Raw genomic sequence first — 22,015 nt, 5'->3', positions numbered from 1 at the left:
GGAGCCTCCTCGGCGGAGTCGACGGTGGTGAGAGGGAGGGCAAGGACGTACCGGCGCCTACGGCGATCCGGAGAGGGCCAGGCGGCGGACCGCCTCCATCGGCACGGGCAGCCAGTCGGGCCGGTGCCGCGCCTCGTACACGACCTCGTAGATCGCCTTGTCGGTCTCGTACGCGCGCAGCAGCACCGGATCCGTACGCGGATCACGCCCGCCCGCCTCCGCGTACCCGGAGCAGTAGGCCGCGCGGCAGGCGTCGGCCCAGCCGGGCACGACGGGCGCGTGCGAGTGCGCCGCGTAGTCGAAGGAGCGGAGCATCCCGGCCACGTCCCGCGCGGTCGGCTGCGGCATCCGCCGCTCGGCGAGCGGCTTGGACGGTTCGCCCTCGAAGTCGATCAGCGACCATTCACCGGACGGCGACCGCAGACACTGCCCGAGGTGCAGATCCCCGTGGACCCGCTGTGCCGTCCACGTCTCGCCCTCGCCCGCCAGATCGGCGAGCGCCTCGAAGGCGGTGTGCAGCCCGGGCGCGTACGGCCGCAGTGCGGGCACCGCCTGGGCGGCCGCCTCCAGCCGCTCGGTCATAGCGTCCACGAGCAGTTCCATCTGCCCGCGTGCCATGGTCACCGTGGGCAGTGCCCGCGCCAGTGCCGTGTGCACCTCGGCGGTGGCCCGCCCCAGCGCCCGCGCCTCACCGCTGAAGTCCTCGCCCTTGGCGAGCTCCCGCAGCGCGAGCTCCCAGCCGTCCGCCGCACCCTGGACGAAGGGCTGCAGCACACCCAGTACGTACGTCTCGTCGGCCAGGTCCGCGAGCAGCCACCCGGCGGGCGCCGGAACCCGGGGGCAGCCCTCGCGGGACAGCACCAGCGGCAGCTCCAGGTCGGGGTTGTCCCCCGGCACGATCCGCCGCAGCAGCTTCAGGATGAACGTATCTCCGTAGACGATCGAGGAGTTCGACTGCTCGGCCGTCACCAGCCGCGGCACCAGACCGTCCCGGATCTCCTGCCGCATGTCCCGCTCGAAGCGCAGGTCGCCGACGCGCGCCCGCGACCGCATCGCCTCCAGGAGCACATCGGCGGGCCGCGCGTCGTGCAGAGCCTCGTACACGGTCCGCCCGGCCAGTGGTCCCTCGGTCGGACGACCGATCAGCGCGGGCGCCAGCCGTGGCGGCAGCGTCTCGCGCACACCGATCAGGAGCTGGTAGCAGTCGGCCGGATGCGTGGCGGCACTCTGTGTCGGTACGAGCGGCTGATGCGCCCGCACGAGCAGATGCAGCAGTCCCAGCTTCGCGTCCCACGGCAGCACCTCGGTCGCCGCCACCAGCGAGAACCCGGTGACGGGACGGCCCTTACCCGCGAACCACCGCTGCCGTGGCAGCCACTCGCGAAGCAGCGGATCGAGGGACGCAAGGAGGCCTGGACTCGTCGAAGCGGAGTGCACGGAACGGGTGACGGCTTCCGACATGGCGTCGCGTCCTTTCCCCAGGACCCGGAAACCGGGTGAGTCGGGGTGTTACTGATGCGTGCCCAGGGCGGGGCGGGGGAAACCGCCCCGCCCCGTTCTACTCCTACCTGCTTCTTCTCCCTGTTTCTAGGCCATGTCCTTGCGGAGTCGGAACCAGTAGAAGCCGTGTCCGGCGAGGGTGAGGAGGTAGGGGAGTTCGCCGATGGCGGGGAAGCGGACGCCGCCGATGAGTTCGACGGGGTGGCGTCCGTTGAAGGCTTGGAGGTCGAGTTCGGTGGGCTGGGCGAAGCGGGAGAAGTTGTGGACGCACAGGACGAGGTCGTCGCCGTGTTCGCGCAGGAAGGCGATGACGGCGGGGTTGGAGGAGGGCAGTTCGGTGTAGGAGCCCAGGCCGAAGGCGGGGTTCTGTTTGCGGATCTCGATCATGCGTCGGGTCCAGTGCAACAGGCTGGAGGGGGAGCTCATGGAGGCTTCGACGTTGGTGACCTGGTAGCCGTAGACCGGGTCCATGATCGTGGGCAGGTAGAGGCGTCCGGGGTCGCAGGAGGAGAAGCCGGCGTTGCGGTCGGGGGTCCATTGCATGGGGGTGCGGACGGCGTCGCGGTCGCCGAGCCAGATGTTGTCGCCCATGCCGATCTCGTCGCCGTAGTAGAGGATCGGGCTGCCGGGCAGGGAGAGCAGCAGGGCGGTGAAGAGTTCGATCTGGTTGCGGTCGTTGTCCAGCAGGGTGGCGAGCCGGCGGCGGATGCCGATGTTGGCGCGCATCCGCGGGTCTTTGGCGTATTCCGCGTACATGTAGTCGCGTTCCTCGTCGGTGACCATTTCCAGGGTGAGCTCGTCGTGGTTGCGCAGGAAGATGCCCCACTGGCAGCCGGACGGGATCGCGGGGGTCTTGGCGAGGATTTCGGAGACCGGGTAGCGGGATTCGCGGCGGACGGCCATGAAGATGCGGGGCATGACGGGGAAGTGGAAGGCCATGTGGCATTCGTCGCCGCCGGCGCTGTAGTCGCCGAAGTAGTCGACGACGTCCTCGGGCCATTGGTTGGCCTCGGCGAGCAGGACGGTGTCGGGGTAGTGGGCGTCGATCTCGGCGCGCACCCGTTTGAGGACCTCGTGGGTGGCGGGGAGGTTCTCGCAGTCGGTGCCCTCCTCCGCGAAGAGGTAGGGCACGGCGTCGAGGCGGAAGCCGTCGATGCCCAGGTCGAGCCAGAACCGCAGCGCGGAGACGATTTCTTCCTGGACGGCGGGGTTTTCGAAGTTGAGGTCGGGCTGGTGGGAGAAGAAGCGGTGCCAGTAGTACTGCTTGCGGACGGGGTCGAAGGTCCAGTTGGAGGCTTCGGTGTCGACGAAGATGATGCGGGCGTCGGGGTATTGCTTGTCGTCGTCGGCCCACATGTAGTAGTCGCCGTAGGGGCCGGTGGGGTCGTTGCGGGACTGCTGGAACCAGGGGTGCTGGTCGCTGGTGTGGTTCATGACGAAGTCGATGATGACGCGCATGCCGCGTTGGTGGGCGGCGTCGACGAATTCGACGAAGTCGGCGAGGTCACCGAATTCGGGGAGGACGGCGGTGTAGTCGGAGACGTCGTAGCCGCCGTCGCGTAGCGGGGATTTGAAGAAGGGGGGGAGCCAGAGGCAGTCGACGCCGAGCCATTGCAGGTAGTCGAGTTTGGCGGTGAGGCCTTTGAGGTCGCCGATGCCGTCGCCGTTGCTGTCCTGGAAGGAGCGGACGAGGACTTCGTAGAAGACGGCGCGTTTGAACCATTCGGGGTCCCGGTCTTTTTGCGGGGTGTCTTCGAAGGTGTCCGGGACGGGCTCGTTGACGATCATGGTGTGGGTGACCCTCCGGTTGGCGGTGAGGACGGTCGCAGGACGGTCAGTACGTGCGCGGGCCGGTGCCCGGGCGCAAGGCGTACGTAGTTGGTCCTGCCCCAGTGGTAGGTCTCGCCGGTGAGCTCGTCGCGCACCGGCATCGACTCGTGCCAGTCGAGGCCGAGTCGTGGCATGTCCAACGAGACCGTGGCCTCCTGGGTGTGGTGAGGGTCGAGGTTCACGACCACCAGAACCGTGTTCGATCCGCTGCGTTTCGAGTACGCGATCACCGCCTCTTGGTCCGCCTGGTGGAAGTGCAGGTCGCGCAGTTGCCTCAGGGCCGGACTGCGGCGCCTGACCGCGTTGAGTTCGGCAATCAGAGGGGCGATGCTACGACCCTCGCGTTCCGCCGACTCCCAGTCTCGCGGACGTAGTTGGTATTTCTCCGAGTCCAGGTATTCTTCGCTCCCGTCCCGCACCGGGACGTTCTCGCACAGCTCGAATCCGCTGTAGACACCCCAGGCCGGCGACAGTGTCGCGGCGAGCACGGCCCGCAGTTCGAAGGCCGGCCGGCCGCCCTGCTGGAGAAACTCGTGCAGGATGTCGGGGGTGTTGGCGAAGAAGTTGGGCCGCATATAGGCGGCAGCCTCGCCCGACAGCTCGGTGAGGTACTCGGTCAGTTCTTCCTTGGTGTTGCGCCAGGTGAAATACGTGTACGACTGCTGGAAACCGATCGCGCCGAGCGTGTGCATCATCGCCGGGCGGGTGAACGCCTCGGCCAGGAAGATGACATCGGGGTCCGTGCGGTTGATGTCGTCGATCACCTGCTCCCAGAAGATGACCGGTTTTGTATGGGGGTTGTCCACGCGGAAGATCCGCACCCCGTGACTCATCCAGAACCGCAGAACCCTGAGCGTCTCCTGGACCAGACCCGGCATGTCCTTGTCGAAGGCGATCGGGTAGATGTCCTGGTACTTCTTCGGCGGATTCTCCGCGTACGCGATCGTGCCGTCCGAGCGGTGGTGGAACCACTCCGGGTGCTTCTCCACCCATGGGTGGTCCGGTGAGCACTGGAGCGCGAAGTCCAGGGCGATCTCCATGCCCAGGCTCTCGGCCCGGCGTACGAAGGCGTCGAAGTCGTCGATCGTGCCGAGGTCGGGGTGGACGGCGTCGTGCCCGCCCTCCGGTGAGCCGATCGCCCAGGGGACCCCGACGTCGTGCGGGGACGCGTCGAGCGTGTTGTTGGGGCCCTTGCGGAAGGTCGCGCCGATGGGGTGGATCGGTGGCAGGTACACCACGTCGAAGCCCATCTCCGCGATCGTCGGCAGCCGCCGCGCGGCGGTCCGGAAGGTGCCGCTGACCGGCGGCTTGTCCGGCTCGACCACCGCGCCCTCCGAGCGCGGGAAGAACTCGTACCAGGAGCCGTACAGCGCCCGCTCCCGCTCCACCAGCAGGGTCAGCCGCTCGGCGGACGAGACCAGTTCGCGCAGGGGGTGGCGCGCGAGGACGTGGTCCACGTCGGGCGTGAGAGCGGCGGCCAGGCGGGCCGCGGCGGGCCGGTCGGTGTCGCGCAGGGCCTCCACGGCCGCGAGGATCGCGTCACGGCGGCCCTTGCTCTTCGGTATGCCGGTCGCGGCACGCTCGTACAGCAGCGCGCCCTCCTCCAGGACCAGCTCGGTGTCCATGCCCGCCGGGATCTTGATCTGCGCGTGGTGGCGCCAGGTGGTGATCGGGTCGCCCCAGGCCTCCACGGTGTAGGTCCAGCGGCCCGTCCTCGGTACGGAGACGGTGGCGCCCCAGCGGTCGGTGCCGGGGGCCAGTTCGCGCATCGGGGTCCAGGGGCCCGAGTGGCCGTCCTGATCGCGCAGGACGACGTTCGCGGCGACCGCGTCGTGGCCCTCGCGGAAGACCGTCGCGGAGATCTCGAAGGGCTCGCCCACCACGGCCTTGGCGGGACGACGCCCGCCCTGCACGAGAGGGCGCACGTCCAGGACGGGGATGCGCCCGATCAGGGGGCCGCTTCCCGGGACGGGCGTGGGGGCGGGGGTGAGGCGGGTGGTGCTCTTCCGGGTGGTCGTCGACGGCCGCGACTGCTTGGACGGCTTGGACGGTTTCTTCGACTCCGCCGGTTTCGCCGACTCTGCCGGGTGCACTGATTCTGCCGGTTTCGCCGACTCCTCCGGTTTCGCAGACTCGGCGGGTTTCGCCGACTGTGCCGGCTTGGAAGCCTTGGGCGTCTTGGGAGTCGTGGCCGGCTTGTTGGCCGGCTCGACGGTCCTTGCCTTCGGCGGCTGTGGCCGGTCGGCCTTCTCTCCCTGGTCGGGGGGTTCGGTGGTGCTGGGCGTCGGGGGTGGTGACGGCTGGTGGTGCATGGCGGGCATGACCGCTCCTGTCCGCGTCAACGTGGGTGGGCGGATGAGGGTGTGGGGAGGTTGGTCCTGCTGGGCGTACCGGTGGAGCCTTCCCACTCTTTTCGGGTGGGCAATCCGGCACTTTGTTAACTACTCGCGCGTATGTCTACACACAAGACCGGCCTCGTCCGATGAGAATCCGCCAAGGATCCGTAAAGGATCGGTTGGGGATTCGCGGGACGAGGCCGGTCGGTGAATGCGCAAATACTTAGGGGTTGTCGACTTGCAGGAGCTTGTTCGGTGAGCCGAGCCCGGCGTTGGACATCTTCCCGGAAGCGGCCTGCTCGACAAGAGTCTTGCTGACGTCGGCGGGTGTCGCCCAGGCGTGGTCGGCCAGATACAGAGCGGCCGCACCTGCCGCGTGCGGCGACGCCATCGACGTACCGGAGAAGGTCGCCCTGCCCGTGTCGCTCGCGTTGGAGGCGGAGGTGACGTCCACGCCGGGGGCGAACAGATCGAGTCGCGCGCCCCAGTTGGAGAAGTCCGCCCTCGCGTCCTTCTTGTCGCTCGCGCCGACCGTGATCGCCTCCTTGACACGGGCCGGTGAGTAGAGGCTCGCCGGGAGGCCGTCGTTGCCGGCGGCGACCGCGTAGGTGACCCCGGACGCGATGGAGTTGCGGACCGCGGCGTCCAGTTGCGGGTCCGCGAGCCCGCCCAGGCTCATATTGGCGACCGCGGGCTTCCGGGCGTTCTTGGTCACCCAGTCGATGCCCGCGATGACCTGCGAGAGCGTGCCGGCTCCGTTGTCGTCGAGCACGCGGACGGCGACGACCTTCGCCTGTTTCGCGACGCCGTACGTCGTGCCCGCGATCGTGCCCGCCACGTGCGTGCCGTGGCCCTGGCCGTCCTGGGCGGTGGCGTCGTTGTCGACGAAGTCCCAGCCGTAGCTCGCCCGGCCGCCGAAGTCCTTGTGGGTGATGCGTACGCCGGTGTCGATGACGTACGCCGTCACGCCCTGGCCCGCGGACTCGGGCCAGGTGTAGCTGCTGTCCAGCGGCAGGTCCTGCTGGTCGATGCGGTCGAGGCCCCACGGCGGGTCCGACTGCCGGTGCTCGACGGCCACGGTGGCGTCCCGCGAGACCGAGGCCACGCGGGAGTCGGCGGCGAGGCGCCTGGCCTGCCTCTCATCGACCTTCACCGCATAGCCGTTGAGCGCGGTGCTGTAGGTGTGGCTTATTTTCGCCCCGTACTTGATGGCGACGGCCTTGCCCGCCTTCGACGGAGCCTTCGTTCCCCCTTCGAGCGTCACGATGTAGCTGCCGCTGACGGACCCCGCTCCGCCCGCGCCGGATATCTGCCCCTCGGGGGCGGCGTGTGCGGGCAGGGTGATGGCCGAAAGCACCGCGGCCGTCATGACCGCGGTCAGGCCTCCCGCCCAGTGCAGCCGCCGCTTGCGCGTCACTGCCATGGTGTGAGTTCCCCTCCTCAACTCGGCGTACTCCGGCCGGTGGCGCGCGCGGGCCCGATGGGGCTCTGGCAGGCCAGGCAAGTCCCTGTACGGGTCCTGCGAGGCCGTGGCCGGATCGCCACTTGGCAGCCTCTCGTGCGGTGTGAAGCGCCACAAGGCCGCCCGACGGGACGGAATCGGCCATATCGCCCGTGGCGGACATGTAAAGGTTGCGGCGATTTCCGGCCCTTCCGCAGGGGGCGCGGGTTTCCGGTGCCGGAGGCTCCGCCGCGCGGGCGTGATCAGTGACGATCGGCCTCCGGTCGCAGTACGGCACATCCCGCGGAGCACTTCGCGCCGTAGTTGCGGAGGCACCCTCGCCGCTACCGTCATGAGTGACAAAGTGCGCACAGCGACGTGCGTTCCCTGGGTCGCCCCGATCCGTCTACCCATCGCAACGCCGATACGCCGTCCTGGTACGTCCTCCGTGAAGGTGGAAGCTCGTGAAGGCCATCCGCAGATTCACCGTGCGTCCCGTACTCCCCGAAGCCCTTCACCCCCTCAGCGACCTGGCGCGCAATCTGCGCTGGTCCTGGCACGCCGAGACCCGTGACCTCTTCCAGTCCGTGGACCCCGAGCACTGGGCCGCCTCCGAATGCGATCCCGTACGCCTCCTCGGGAGCGTCTCGTCCGCACGGCTGGCCGAGCTGGCCGAGGACCGGCGCTTCCTGCGGCGGCTCGCCGCGGCCGCCGACGATCTGAAGGACTATGTGGGCGGGGACCGCTGGTACCAGTCCCAGCCCTCCGGACTCCCCGCCGCCATCGCCTACTTCTCACCCGAGTTCGGCATCACGGCCGCGCTGCCGCAGTACTCCGGCGGCCTCGGCATCCTCGCCGGGGACCATCTGAAGGCGGCCAGCGACCTCGGCGTACCCCTGATCGGTGTCGGACTCCTCTACCGGCACGGCTACTTCCGGCAGTCGTTGTCCCGGGACGGCTGGCAGCAGGAGCACTATCCGGTCCTGGACCCGAACGAACTGCCCGTCTCCCTGCTGCGCGAGCCCGACGGCACCCCCTCGCAGGTGTCCCTGGCCCTCCCCGGCGGGAAATCCCTCCACGCCCGTGTCTGGCTGGCCCAGGTCGGCCGGGTCCCGTTGCTGATGCTCGACTCGGACATAGAGGAGAACGACCTCGGCGAGCGGGGCGTGACGGACCGGCTCTACGGCGGCGGCAGCGAGCACCGGCTGCTCCAGGAGATGCTGCTCGGCATCGGCGGGGTGCGTGCCGTGCGTACGTACTGCCGGCTGACGGGGCACGCGCAGCCCGAGGTGTTCCATACGAACGAGGGGCACGCGGGATTTCTTGGCCTGGAACGAATTCACGAACTGTCTTATGAGGACCTGGATTTCGACGCCTCTCTCGAAGCGGTCCGGGCCGGCACGGTCTTCACGACCCACACCCCCGTGCCCGCCGGAATCGACCGCTTCGACCGGGAGCTGGTGGCCCGGCACTTCGGCCCGGACGCGGAACTCCCGCGTATCGACGTCGAACGCATTCTGCAATTGGGAATGGAGACCTATCCGGGCGGCGAACCGAACCTCTTCAATATGGCGGTGATGGGCCTGAGGCTGGGCCAACGTGCCAACGGGGTGTCATTGCTGCACGGACAGGTCAGCCGGGAGATGTTCTCCGGGCTCTGGCCGGGCTTCGACCCGGACGAGGTCCCGATCACCTCCGTCACGAACGGCGTGCACGCGCCGACCTGGGTGGCCCCCGAGGTCTTCCGCCTCGGCGCCCGTCAGATCGGCGCGCAGCGCACGGAGGACGCGATGACGGTCGGTGGTTCCGAACGCTGGGACGCCGTGGCCGAGATCCCCGACCAGGACATCTTTGACCTGCGCCGCGTGCTGCGCGAGCAGTTGGTGACGGAGGTGCGGGAGCGGATGCGCGCGTCCTGGCGGCAGCGCGGCGCGGGCACGGCCGAACTGGGCTGGATCGACGGCGTGCTGGACCCGGACGTCCTGACGATCGGCTTCGCGCGCAGGGTCCCCTCCTACAAGCGCCTGACGCTGATGCTGAGGGACAGGGACCGGCTGATGGACCTGCTCCTGCACTCCGAACGGCCGATCCAGATCGTGGTGGCGGGCAAGGCCCACCCGGCGGACGACGGGGGCAAGCGCCTTGTCCAGGAACTGGTCCGCTTCGCCGACGACCCACGCGTACGCCACCGGATCGTCTTCCTCCCCGACTACGGCATGGCGATGGCGCAGAAGCTGTATCCCGGCTGCGACATCTGGCTCAACAACCCTCTGCGCCCGCTGGAGGCATGCGGCACCTCCGGCATGAAGGCGGCGCTGAACGGCTGCCTCAACCTCTCGGTCCTGGACGGCTGGTGGGACGAGTGGTTCCAGTCGGACTTCGGCTGGGCGATCCCCACGGCGGACGGCACGGCGGTGGACGACGACCGCCGGGACGAGCTGGAGGCGTCGGCGCTCTACGAGCTGCTGGAACAGCGGGTGGCCCCGCGCTTCTACGAACGCGGCCAGGCCGGCCTGCCCGACCGCTGGATCGAGATGGTCCGCCAGACCCTGACCCACCTCGGTCCGAAGGTCCTGGCCGGCCGCATGGTCCGCGAGTACGTGGAACGCCTCTACACCCCGGCGGCCCACGCCCACCGCGCCATGTCCCCTTCCTCCGCAAGGGAGTTGGCGGTCTGGAAGTCCCGGGTCCGCGCGGCCTGGCCGCACGTCACGGTCGACCACGTGGAGACCTCGGCGGGAACCCCGACGGCCGAACTCGGCACCACGCTCTCCCTGCGCGTCCGCGTAGGCCTGGGCGACCTGGCCCCGGACGACGTCGAGGTCCAGGCGGTCTCGGGCCGCGTCGACTCGGAGGACGGCATCACGGACGGCACGGCAGCCCCACTGAAACCGGCGGGCGGCCCCGACCTGGAGGGCCGCTGGCTCTACGAGGGGCCCCTGTCCCTGGACCGCACGGGCCCCTTCGGTTACACGGTCCGCATCCTGCCTACGCACCGATTGCTGGCATCGAGTGCGGAGTTGGGGTTGGTGGCGGTTCCTTCGGAGGAGTTGGGGGAGGGGGCGGGGGTTTTGATGCGGTGAGGTGTGCGGCGGGCGGGTCTGCTGGTGTCTGTGCTTCAGGGTGCGATGGTTTGGATGCGGTAAGTGACCAGAGGGTGGTCAGTTCCGTCTGAGATTGGCGGAATCTGTCCGGTCTGGCTGTCTGATCCTGTTGGGTGCCACCGCGATCGCTCAGGGCGGCGGACTTGTTTGTGGCCAGGAGGTTGCTCCTGGCCACGTCCGCTCGCCACCGCCGTTACTGCTTAAACATTGGACAGTGCCATGTGCGGAGAGTGGCGAAATTCATGCGATGCATTCTCTTTCGTCCGCTACGGAGCGTGATTTTTTTTCCGGTGGGGCGGACTTCGCGCACATCGGACATGCTGTGTCATTTCCGCAGGTCAGGGTTTCACAGTCATCGAATTTTGATGTCAAATACGCCTTGCCGTAAGGAACTGGTGCCGCGTTAACTCACTCCACCTTTGAAGATTCTGTGACTCTGGGGTGGGGACTGTGGGGTTGGGGCGCGGGAGTCGGTATGGCCATGCGCGGGGTCGGTCACGCCGTGTAGTCGGCGGGGTGGCAGCAGTGGCAACGCTGTTGTCCCTGCTGCCGATGGTGACGTTCGCGGCGTCGACCGACGCTCAGGCCGCGCCACAACTGTCCGAAGTCAACGAGCAGTCGGCCTCGCAGCAGGCGGCTGCGTCCGGCGAACCGGTCGAGGTGACGTCGGCGCGGACTGAGTACACAACGACCGTCGCGAACCCTGACGGAACGTTCGCCCTCACCCAGTCGACAGAGCCACAGCGAGCCAGGGCTGAAGACGGTTCGTGGCAGGACATCGATGTCACGCTGGAGAAGCGTTCGAACGGCACAGTTGGACCGAAGTCCGCGGTGGTGGATCTGGCGTTCTCGGGCGGCGGCAGCGGCTCGGGCATGCTGCGGCTCGGTCATGACGGGCAGGCGGTGAAGCTGGGCTGGCCCGCTTCGCTGCCCGTGCCGACCCTCGACGGGGCAACGGCCACCTACACCGACGTCCCGATCAGCGGCGTGGATCTCCAACTCACCGCGACGGCTGAGGGCTATCGCGAGGTGCTGGTGGTCAAGACAGCCGACGCCGCGGCCAGTTCGGAACTGGAGCAGGTGAAGCTCACTGCCACCGGTGAGGGACTGAGCCTGGTGCCGGGAGCGGGGGGTGGTCTGCGTGCGGTGGATGCCGACGGCAACGCGGTGTTCCGCGGCCCCGCTGGGCAGATGTGGGATTCGGCGGGGGATGACGAGCCCACTGAGGTGCAGCCGCAGTTGATGTCGGCTGAGCGAATGGAGGCGCAAGCGGAGGAACGTGTTGCGGCCGATCCGGCGCATCCTGGCGAGGGCGATGCCACCGCGGAGCTGCCGGTCTCGGTGGGCGAGGGCACGGTCTCGGTGAAGCCGGACCTGGATCTGCTGCGCGGACAGAAGACGGTGTACCCGGTCTTCATAGACCCTTCCGTCGGCCTGGGCGCCTCCGAGTGGACCAAGCTGTCGTCGGACGGCGACAAGTTCTGGAAGTTCAGCGAGCCCAAGGGCGTGGGCCGTTGTGGTGTCGCGGACGGGTTCGCCTGCAGTACGGGCGGTTACACCGACCGGATGTACTTCGAGTTCGGCGCCGGGAAACTGGCCGGCAAGCAGGTGCTGGACGCGACGTTCCGCGCGTACGAGACCTGGTCGTTCAACTGCACGCCCTACTGGGTGGATCTCGAGCGCACGGACAACATCTCCGAAGGCACGCGGTGGCCGGGCCCCAAGCAACTCGACCAGATGGGCGACCGCTACGTGTCGGCGGGCCGAGGGGACCTCTGCACTCCTGACCAGCCCAACTCCTGGGTCGAGTTCAACGACAACCCCGATGAGCCGGACGAGAATCTGACCTCAACGGTACGAGCCTTCGCCGATGGCAAGATCTCCCGGCTGACGCTGATGCTCCGCGCGAAGGACGAGGGTGAGCCGCGAGCCTGGAAGCGGTTCGACTCCAATGCCGAGCTGAAGGTCTGGTACGTGCACAGGCCAGGGGTGCCCACCTCGGTCGGTGCGATCCCCGGTACTGGTGACACGGCCGTCTGCCGTCCTTCGTCGGACCCGCTCACCGTCACGGTGGACACCCCCACGGTGCAGGCTCGCGTTCAGACGAAGGTCCAGCCGAGTTCGGGTGAGGAAAAGGGCTCTCTGCAGGCCGAGTTCGTGATGCAGCGCTCCAGTACGGACACGACGTCAGGTACGTGGGCGCAGGTGTGGAGTGACTACAAACCGGATGAAGGTTGGCACACGGACGGCACTCTGGAGAAGACGGTGACCGACAAGCGGGCAGATGGCGGCCTGTATCGGTTCAGGGCCCGAACTCAGTCCCATTGGAGCTACAACGGCAAGTCGGGTGACCTGTTCTCGCCGTACTCGTCGTGGTGCTACCTGCGGATCGACTCGACGGCGCCGAAGGTGCCGACCATCGCCTCCGGCGGCCCGTACACCGAGTGCCTCACCGACGACTGCGCGCCTCATGGCGGCCCAGGTGTGCCAGGAAGCTTCACCTTCGGGCCGAACGCGGCCGACACCGACGTCAAGGCGTATCGCTGGAGGTTCCTGACCAGCAGCGCCGATGCCACCAAGACGGTGAACGCGAGTACGACGAATACTCCTGTGACCGTCACTGATGTGAAGCCAGGTCTGTCGGGTACGCAGACGCTGTCGGTCGAGGCCAGCGATCTGAAGCTGGACAAGGACGGCCGGAAGCGCTGGGGACCGCCCGCATATTTCTACGTCAATGTGTCACTGCCTCCGGGCGCGACCGGTCGGTGGCGATTCGAAGACATCAAGCCGGGCTCCGGCACCATGACGGCGACGGACACCGCCACTGAGGGCCCCCGCCACAACGCGACCCTCGTGGGAGAGGCAGGCACAGGCGGGTCGACCAGGGCGCGCCGTGGCGCGGGTGACTACTCCTTGCGCTTGAACGACAACGTCTCGGACGCCGCCCAGCAGGTCGGCCATGCGGCGACGGCATCGCCCGCGGTCAACACTCAGGGTTCCTTCACCGTCTCGGCCTGGGTGTACCTGACCGACGCGTCCGCGAATCGGATGGTGCTCTCGGAACCGGGTTCGAAGAGCAGCGCGTTCGCCCTGTACTACTCGTCCGCGTACCAGAAGTGGATCTTCAACCGCACGGACAAGGATCAGGCGAGTCCCGTCTACATCCGTTCCTTCTCCAACGAAGCCAATCCGCAGTTGAAGGTCTGGACCCATCTGGCCGGGGTCTTCAACACCCAGAACGACGCGGACAAGAACAACGACACCATTCAGCTGTTCGTCAACGGGCAGCCCCAGGGCGATCCTGTCGGACTCGCGGCCTCGGCATCGACGTACGAACCGTGGGCAGCGACCGGAGGGCTGCAGTTCGGCCGTTCCCTGAAGGGCAGCACCGGCGGCGAGTACTTCTTCGGCCTGCTGGACGAGCCGGCTGTCTGGCAGGACGCCCGCACGGCCGATCAGATCCGCGAGGAGAGCAGGCTGGACCGGGACGGCACACCGACCAATGAACTGGTCGCCCACTGGGACGCCACCATCTCGTCCGGGAGCCAGGTGGGGGAGAGCCCGGAGGATCCAGACGACCCGGCCAGCACGTCCTTCCCCTACCGCCGCGGTGGCCTGACCCTCTCTGGTTCGGGAGCGGCGCTGGCGGGTGAGGATGCCACGGCGCTGGTGCTGAACGGCACCACCGGGTACGCCTCCGCGACCGGCCCGGTGGTCGACGAGACCGGTTCGTTCACGGTGTCTGCCCGAGTACGGCTGAACAAGGCGCTGCTGGCAGCGAAGCCGGTCGGTTACCGGGGACTTGTGGCCGGACAGGCCACGCCTGTGGGCAAGGAGTCCTCGTGGGCGCTGTGGGTGGAGAAGCCTGAGGACGGCGTCTACCAGTGGAGGTTCGGGCGTACCGCCGTCGACTCCACCGGCAAGGTGATCGACACCGCGCTGGCTCCGGCCGAGACGCCGGTCGGTGAGAAGGAATGGGATACGTGGGTCGACGTCTCCGGTGTCTTCGACGCGACGAAGGACTTTACCGCCGACGACGGTACGCAGCGCTTCGGCGTGGCCGAGCTGTACGTGGGTCAGTTCGTTCAGCGGGGCGAGGGCGATCCCGGGCTGTCCGTGCCGCAGCAGGGCAGCGGAGTCCTCTCGGCAGGACGCGGATCGGCGAGCGGTGCGACGGGGCACTACCTGCCCGGCGACCTGGCAAAGGTGCGCGTGTGGACCGGAGCGATGACCGCCGAACAGGTCAGCGGTCAGATCGCGCAGCCATCGGTGTAGGCGCCGCCTGCTCAACTCCCGTTCTCTGAACCCTTCTTGCTTCTTCTTGTAGACCTTCGACGGCGTGCGGCGGCCCGGATTCCGGTAGCCGCACGCGAGGAGACGTGTGATGAACCCCTTCGCCGCCCGCCCGGCGGGATCCGGCAGCGCTGCGAGACGCCCCTGGTCTCGGCTGATGGCCGTCGCAGTCGGTTTCGCCCTGGTGCCGGGGTTGCTGACGCCTGTGGCGTTCGCCGACGAGGCGGATCCGCTGGGCAAGCCGGATCTGAAGCCGCCCAGGTCGGCGAAGGTCACCCCGTTCACCGACAAGGTGAACAAGAAGAACGCCGCCGCTGTGGCGGAGTCCGCTGCGGCGGACCGCGCCGCGGCCGACCGCGCCCGGGACAACCAGAGCCGGAGCGTCACGTGGCCCAAGGGCGGCAAGGGGACTCTGCAGCTGTCCGGGTCGGGGACTGCCGAGGCGGATCCGGGCGCCCTGCCGGTGACTCTCTCCGCTGCCAAGAGCACCAAGGGGAAGAAGGCGACGCAAACCGCTGATGCGGTGGAGATACAGGTCCTGGATCAGAAGGCCACCAACAAGCTCGGCATCAAGGGTGTGGTACTGGCTGTCACCGGACCCAAGGACGGAGGCCAGGCACGCCTGGGCATCGGCTACGGAGCCTTTGCCACGGCGTACGGAGGCGACTGGGCCGGACGACTGAGAGTTCTCAAGTTCCCCGCATGCCTCCTCAGCGATGCGGCAGAGGCCGAGTGCCGTACGTCCGAAACGCTCGAGTCGAGCAACGACCGTGGCGCCGAGCGCCTTTCGACGACACTTGCGTTCAACAACGCTTCCTCTGCGGTCGCGTCCAACTCCAGCGCCGCAGAGACGATTGTCCTGGCCGTGGCGGCGGGCACGCAGTCCGGCAGCGGCGACTACAAGGCCACGCCCCTTGCGGCGTCCTCCACCTGGGAGGCGGGCGGCTCATCAGGAACCTTCACCTGGTCCTACCCCCTCCGTACCCCTCCGGCCGCGGCGGGCCCGGCACCGGACCTCAACATCTCCTACGACTCCGGCAGCGTGGACGGCCGCACCGCCTCAACCAACAACCAGGGCAGCCAGATCGGCGAGGGATTCGACCTGACCTCCTCGTACATCGAGCGCAAGTACGGCTCGTGCGACGACGACGGCCAGGACGGCAAGTACGACCTCTGCTGGAAGTACGACAACGCCTCGCTGGTCCTCAACGGCAAGGCGACCGAACTGGTCAAGGACGACATCAGCGGCATCTGGCGGCTGAAGAACGACGATGCATCCACCGTCACCCACCACACCGGGGCGGACAACGGCGACGACAACGGCGAGTACTGGACCGTCACCACGGGCAACGGCACCACCTACACCTTCGGCCTGAACAAGCTCGACGGTGCGGGCGCGAACGACCGAACCGACTCGGTGTGGACCGTCCCGGTCTTCGGCGACGACGAGGGCGAGTTCGGGTACGACGACGGCGCGGGCTTCTCCGGCCGGGACAGGAAGCAGGCCTGGCGCTGGAACCTCGACTACGTCGAGGACACCCACAGCAACGCCGTGAGCTACTGGTATGCGGCCGAGCACAATAACTACGACAAGCTCGGCGACGACACGACCGGTACCGACTACACCCGTGGCGGCTATCTCAAGGAGATCCGCTACGGCCAGCGCGCCGGCGCTCTGTTCTCCGCCACCCCCGCGGCCTCCAACAAAGTCACCTTCAGCTACGACGAGCGCTGTATCGCCACCAATTGCGGTTCCTTGACCGAGGACACCCGCGACAACTGGCCGGATGTTCCGTTCGACGCGATCTGTAAGGAGGGCGACAAGTGCACCGGCAACAACGGGCCGTCCTTCTTCACCCGTAAGCGACTGACGGGTATCTCCACCTATGCATGGAACGCGTCCGCCGCCACACCGGACTACGCAGCCGTGGACGCGTGGGTGTTGAAGCAGCTCTACCTCGATCCCGGGGAAACCGGTGATTCCACCTCAGAGTCACTGTGGTTGGACGAGATCAAGCACACCGGCAAGCGCGGCACCGATCTCGCCCTGGACCCGGTGAAGTTCACGCACGTCCTCCTGCCCAACCGCGTCGACGGCCCGGCCGACAACATCCTCTCGCTCGACAAACCGCGCCTGCGGACGGTGACTTCGGAGACTGGCGCCGCGACGATCGTCTCCTACAAAGAGGCCGACTGCGTCTACGGGCAGACCATGCCCAAGGTCGACGAGAACACCAAGCTCTGCTACCCGGTCTACTGGTCACCCAACGGCGAGAAGACCCCGACGCTCGACTGGTTCCAGAAGTACCCGGTCACGTCGGTGTCCACATCGGCCCCGCACGGTGGTTCGGAAGCCGTCCAGCACACCTACCAGTACTCGGGCGGCGGTGCCTGGCACTACAACGAAGACCCGATGACCCCGGCCAAGGAACGCACCTGGTCGATGTGGCGGGGCTTCGGCAGGGTCACCCACCTCAGCGGTGACAACGACAGCAAGCAGCTGAAGACCACCACGGTCTACCTGCGAGGCATGAACGGCGACCGCGTCCTCGGCTCGGACGGCAAGACCCCCGACCGCGACGCGCGCAGGACCGCCGAGGTGACCGGCATCAAGGCCGCGAAGATCACCGACTCCGACCGGTACGCGGGCATCACCCGCGAATCGGTCACCTACAACGGCGACACCGAGGTCTCCGGCACCGTCAACGACCCCTGGTCCAAGAAGACGGCCACCCAGCACAAGTCGTACGCCGACACCGAGGCGTACTACGTCCGCACGGAAGCCACCCACGCCCGCACAAACATCACCAGCGGCATCACCCCTCGTGACAGGGTGCGCACCACCACGACCACGTATGACGACTACGGCATGGCCGCGACCGTCCGGGACGGTGGCGACGACGCCGTCACCGGTGACGAGACCTGCACCCGCACCTGGTACGCCCGCAACGACGACAAGGGCATCAACTCCCTGGTATCCCGCACCCGTACGGTCGCCAAGACCTGTACGGCGACAGACGCGAGCCTGGACCTGCCGGCCGATTCTTCGCGCCCGGGCGACGTCATATCCGACACTGCTGTGGTCTTCGACGACACCGGCGCCACAGCCTGGTCCGCCTCCCAGAAGCCGACCAAGGGCGAGGCCGTGTGGTCCGGCCGCGCCAAGTCCTACGGGAGCGATGACGCCCCGTCCTGGCAGAAGGTCGCGACGACCACGTACGACACGCTCGGCCGCCCGCTGGTTGTGAAGGACACCAACGGTCTGGCTGCCGCCAGTACGGCGTACACACCGGCAGCGGCGGGACCGCTGACGTCGACCGCGGTCACCAACGCCAAGTCGCACAAGACCACCACCACGCTGGACTTCGCGACCGGCGCCGCGGTCAAGGTCGCCGACCCCAACGACAAGATCACGGTGTCCGAGTACGACAGCCTCGGACGAGTCACCAAGGTATGGCTGCCGAATCGTTTCCAGTCGCTGAACCAGACGCCGAACTACGTCTACGAATACAAGGTCACCAGCTCGGACATGTCCTGGGTATCGACGGGAACCCTCAAGGGCACCGGCTCCGGCTACAACACCACGTACGAGTTCTACGACTCCCTGCTCCGAAGCCGACAGATCCAGACGCCGAGTCCGGTCGGCGGACGCCTCATCTCCCTGACTCTGTACGACGACCGCGGCCTGGCGGTGAGCCAGCAGGGCGACACATGGGACAACACCTCCGCACCTTCCAGCACTCCGGTGCAGACCGAGGGCAGCCAGGCTCCGGTCCAGAACGACACGACGTACGACGGTGCGGGCCGTGCCACCAGGACGGTGACGAAGAACCATGGCGTAACCCGATGGACCATCGACACGAGCTACACCGGTGACACGGTCGCCACCTCCGCCCCCACGGGTGGCCAGGCCACAACTGTCGTCACCAACGCCCTCGGCCAGACGACCGAGCGACGCGAGTACGGCGGCCTCAGGCCGACCGGAACCGACTTCAACACGACCGCGTACACGTACACGCCTGCCGGACAGCAGAAGGCCATCACCGGCCCGGACCAGTCCAAGTGGTCCTATGGCTACGACCTGTTCGGCCGTCAGGTGACGGCCAGCGACCCGGACAAGGGGACGAGCAGCACCGACTACGACAGCCTCGATCGCGTCACGAGCACCACGGCGAACAACGACGAGTCCAAGAAGCTGCTGTACGAGTACGACGAGCTGAGCCGCAGGACGGGCATGTGGCAGGCGAGCAAGACGGACGGAAACAAGCTCGCGGCCTGGACCTTCGACAGCCTGGACAAGGGACAGCAGGACACCGCCGTGCGCTACGACGGCGGGGTGAACGGCAAGGCCTACACCCAGAAGGTCAACGACTACAGCAACCTCTACCAGGTCACCGACAGTCAGCTCACTCTGCCCGACAATGATCCCTTGGTCGCCGCAGGAGTGCCCAAGACACTCTCGTCCACCACCGGCTACCGCCCGGACGGCACGATCGGCCAGTACTCCCAGCCTGCTGTCGGAGGCCTGGCCTCCGAGACGATCTCCTATGGCTACAACGCCACAGGCCAGCAACTCACAGCTTCCGGGACCAGCGGCTACCTGCAAGGCGCCGCCTACTTGCCCCAGGGCGACTTGCAGGGGCTCACGCTGGGCACGAGCGGCGACGACTCGGCGAAAAAGGCCTACCTGACCTACGAGTACGAGGCCGGCACCCGCCGACTGGTCCGCTCCTTCGTCAGGGACGACGTCCACAGCTACATGACGCAGGACCTGAGGTTCACTCAGGACGACGCGGGCAATGTCATGTCGGTCTTCGACGGCACGACGCAGGGCGGTACGAGCAAGGCCGATTACCAGTGCTTCGCGTATGACGGTTACAGCCGCCTGACCGAGTCCTGGACCCCGAAGACGGGGGACTGCGCGGCCTCGGGTCGCACGGCGGGCAACATCGACGGCGCAGCGCCGTACTGGACGTCGTACACCTACAACGACGCGGGTCAGCGCAAGACGGAGACCGCGCACGGCGTAGGCATCCGCCAGGGCCAGAACACAGAGCGCAAGTACTCCTACCCCGCGTCGGGGGAGGCCCAGCCGCACGCCTTGGACGAGGTCTCCACGACCGGCGACGGCTCGCGCACCGAGAACTTCGACTACGACAAGAGCGGCAACACCACCAAGCGCACCACCACGACGTCCCACCAGTTCTTCCGCGCCGGCTGGAAGCTCACCTCCGGTGAAGAGGTCCGCTCCCAGCGTGCCCGCCTGGTCATGCGCGAGGACGGCGACCTGGCTCTGTACGACCGAGAGACGGGAAAGATCGCCTGGCACACGGACACCGCCGGTCACGCGGGTGCCTGGGCCACGATGCAGGAGGACGGCAACTTCGTCGTCTACGACAAGGACAACAAGCCCCTGTGGGACTCGAAGACCTGGGGCTCCGGCTACTTCGCCACGCTCCAGGACACCGGGGTCCTCGTCGTCTACAACAAGGACTGGGAACCGCAGTGGAGCGCTGGGGTGTGGCTGGGCTCCGAGCCGGTCACGTCCGGCTCCCAGCAACACACGTGGAACAGCGAGGGCAAGCTCGCGACGACCACGAACGCCAAGGGCGCGCAGACCAGCTACCTGTACGACGCGAGCGGCGAGTTGCTGATCCGCCGGGCCGCGGGTGACGGCGACACGATCCTCTACCTCGGCGGCACCGAGGTCCGCCTGACGACGAAGGGCGCAACGAAAACCCTCTCCGGCAGCCGCTACTACTCGGCCGCCGGCCAGACGATCGCGGTCCGCACGGCGACATCGGGGGTCTCGGGCACGAAGCTCAGCTTCCTCGCTGCTGACCATCACGGCACGTCGAGCCTCGCGATGGACGCCACGACGTATGCGGTGACGAAGCGGTACACGACACCGTTCGGTGCTTCGCGGGGCGAGAAGGCGGCGAACTGGCCGGATGACAAGGCGTTCCTGGGCAAGTCGGCTGACGATTCCACGGGCCTGACACATATCGGTGCGCGTGAATACGACCCGGCCATCGGTCAGTTCATCAGCGTTGACCCGCTGCTTGAACTTGACAAGCACCAGACCCTCAACGGATACAACTACAGCGTCAACAACCCTCTAACCTTCTCCGACCCCACAGGACTTGGCTTGGCCTGCGGCAAGGGCTTCGCCGAAGGCTGCGGAAACGGTGTCGTCACGCGCGGCGACGGCAGTCTCTCCAAGAATGGGAATGCGACGGGTGGGGGCGTTGCGACTGGTTGGGTCCGCACTGACGGAACCTCCCACACCGGCAGTAACGGCCAAACTATGCAGAATAGCCAGGGCGAGGTTTTGGCCTGCGCTTACGGGCGCTGCTGGGGGAATGTCGGCCCGGGCGATGTCGATAAGAATGTCGGCAGCTTCTTCCAGAATCTGATCCCGGACGGCCCGCTTGCCTCTCTACTTGCAGGTGACTTCGACGAGGCGTGGGGCAGGCTGGATCACGAAGATAAATGCCCCCCAGGGCCCGTCGTGTGCGATGCGCCGCTTATGGGAACTTTTGACGCGGGTTTCGGCGGATCCCTCCTGTTCAGAGAAGCAACCAAGGCGACGTCAAGGAAACTGGCTAAAGAAGTTGAAGCCCTTTTCGCGAAGGGAATCGCAGGAAAAAAGCGGTCAGCTTTGGCGGGAGAGCTACGGCTGGAAGGAGGATCTCCGCAGATCCTGCTTGCGACAAGTGGAAGGCACGAACAAACTGGCCTGGTGCCTGTTGTGGGTGGCGGAGGAAATCCTGCACGTTTCACGGCGACTTCTACAGGAAATAACTCGCGCGTAAATGATACTGAATACAAGATGCTCACGTATATAGCTAACCAAATAGGGAAGCCGTCAAGCATTAAGGGGAGTTTGACCCTGCACTCGTCGCAGCAAGCCTGTTCGTCATGTACGCCGGTCATTGGGAAATTTCATGATGCCTTCCCGAATATTCGAATAAACTACACTTCTGGTAGAGAGTGAGTCGAGGTGGCGTAGACCTCCAGCTCTGGAGGTCTACGCCACCTCGTATACAATGGGGGCGTGACTGTGGAAATCGAGAACTTGTGGAGCCCTGTTCACCAGGCAATTGAGGATGGTGACGCGGCCGAGTTGGCCCGTCTTTTGGATTCTGGAGCTAACCCCAATGAGCTTAGTTGCGGGCTGACTCTATTGTCTCATGCCGTAGACTATGAGGCTGACTCGGCAATTCAATCTGATGGTGAGATGGGTGTAACCTTGATTGCGCTACTGCTTGCGTACGGGGCGTCTCCGCTAGCCAACCCCGTACCCGGCAAGACGCCACTCGAGATGGCTGATGAATATCAACATGCTATGGCTAAGAGGCTCCTCCTTCGATTCACCCAAGGGTCATCTATTGGCTCTGAAGATCTCGAACCAGGCTGCTGAGGGCATAGCGAAATTATCGGACGATCCGGTCACTCGCGATCATCGCAAGGCCGACTCCGCTGCTTTTCGGTGGCCGAAGCGGCTGCGG

Annotated in this window: 7 protein-coding genes; 3 read left to right on the top strand and 4 right to left on the bottom strand. The window is 66.9% G+C overall.

Translation table 11 applies throughout. From position 1 onward, the window contains the following. Positions 1–57: 57 nt before the first annotated feature. The 4 genes from QF035_RS17750 to QF035_RS17735 form a co-directional block, all read right to left on the bottom strand. A complete protein-coding gene (locus QF035_RS17750; RefSeq protein ID WP_307521316.1) occupies positions 58–1,461 on the bottom strand; it encodes a maltokinase N-terminal cap-like domain-containing protein in 1,404 nt (467 codons plus the stop codon). A 126-nt stretch (positions 1,462–1,587) separates the two neighbouring features. Continuing rightward, entirely contained in the window at positions 1,588–3,288 is a 1,701-nt protein-coding gene (gene treS, locus QF035_RS17745; protein ID WP_307521315.1) for a maltose alpha-D-glucosyltransferase, read from the bottom strand. Beyond that, positions 3,285–5,651: an alpha-1,4-glucan--maltose-1-phosphate maltosyltransferase gene (locus tag QF035_RS17740; RefSeq protein WP_307521314.1), complete on the bottom strand. Its 2,367-nt coding sequence runs from the start codon at positions 5,649–5,651 to the stop codon at positions 3,285–3,287. Before QF035_RS17740 ends, treS begins: the two co-directional genes overlap by 4 nt. A gap of 238 nt (positions 5,652–5,889) precedes the next feature. Further along, a complete protein-coding gene (locus QF035_RS17735) occupies positions 5,890–7,089 on the bottom strand; it encodes a S8 family peptidase (RefSeq protein ID WP_307521313.1) in 1,200 nt (399 codons plus the stop codon). A 482-nt stretch (positions 7,090–7,571) separates the two neighbouring features. Here QF035_RS17735 and QF035_RS17730 point away from each other — a divergent pair, with 482 nt between their 5' ends. The 3 genes from QF035_RS17730 (at position 7,572) to QF035_RS17720 (ending at position 21,501) form a co-directional block, all read left to right on the top strand. Next, on the top strand, positions 7,572–10,190 hold the full coding sequence (locus QF035_RS17730; RefSeq protein WP_307521312.1) for a glycosyltransferase family 1 protein: 2,619 nt from the start codon (positions 7,572–7,574) through the stop codon (positions 10,188–10,190). 573 nt (positions 10,191–10,763) lie between these two features. Beyond that, positions 10,764–14,486 (top strand): LamG domain-containing protein, encoded by a 3,723-nt coding sequence (locus QF035_RS17725; RefSeq protein ID WP_307531197.1) that lies wholly within the window; start codon positions 10,764–10,766, stop codon positions 14,484–14,486. A gap of 175 nt (positions 14,487–14,661) precedes the next feature. Beyond that, the gene (locus QF035_RS17720; protein ID WP_307521311.1) at positions 14,662–21,501 is read left to right on the top strand and encodes an RHS repeat-associated core domain-containing protein; all 6,840 of its coding nucleotides are present in this window, start codon (positions 14,662–14,664) and stop codon (positions 21,499–21,501) included. The last annotated feature ends 514 nt before the right edge of the window (positions 21,502–22,015 follow it).

This window comes from Streptomyces umbrinus, from assembly GCF_030817415.1.
Lineage (GTDB): Bacteria > Actinomycetota > Actinomycetes > Streptomycetales > Streptomycetaceae > Streptomyces > Streptomyces umbrinus_A.
This window is presented reverse-complemented; position numbering and strand designations above follow the sequence as displayed.